Source organism: Candidatus Binatia bacterium (assembly GCA_023150935.1).
Taxonomy (GTDB): Bacteria; Desulfobacterota; Binatia; order HRBIN30; family HRBIN30; genus JAKLJW01.
Window position 1 is genome coordinate 1 of record JAKLJW010000179.1, and the last position, 532, is coordinate 532.

The 532-nt window shown below is 74.2% G+C and carries 1 protein-coding gene; it reads right to left on the reverse strand.

Features of this window, described 5'->3' with window-relative positions:
- A partial coding sequence (locus L6Q96_23615; GenBank protein ID MCK6557533.1) for an N-acetyl-gamma-glutamyl-phosphate reductase occupies positions 1–532 on the reverse strand: 532 nt, incomplete at both ends.

Here is a 532-nt window from a genome sequence, read left to right on the forward strand (position 1 = left end):
CGCCCTTGCCGAGGTTGTCGAGGATCGCGATCGCGACGACGTGGCCCGAGGCGTGCGGCACCACGTGCAGGTCCACCCGGTCGCTGCCGTTGCAGGCCTGGGGGTCGAAGCTGCGCTCGTCGAGCGACGCGGCGTCGGCGAGCGAGAGCACGCGGACGTGCGGTTCGCCTTCGTAGCGCGCGTGCAGGGTCTCCCAGACCGCCTTGCCGTCGGCGCCGCGGCGCAGGAGCGGCGCGGGGAGCGGCAGCTCGACGCGCATGCCGCAGCGGAACGGGCCGACCGCGGGCACGAAGAGCGGCTCGGTCGCGAGCCCGCTCCAGCGCACCATCTCGGGGACGTGCTTGTGGCGCGCGGCCAGCGAGTAGGGCGCCTCGTACACCAGCGAGAGCAGGCCGCGCGCGGGATCCTCCCACTTCTCGATCAAGGGACGGCCGCCTCCGCTGTAGCCGGAGAGGCCGTGCACGGTGAGCGGCGTGTCGGGTGCGATCAGGCCGGCGGCCACCAGCGGGCGCACCAGGAGCAGGAAGCCCGT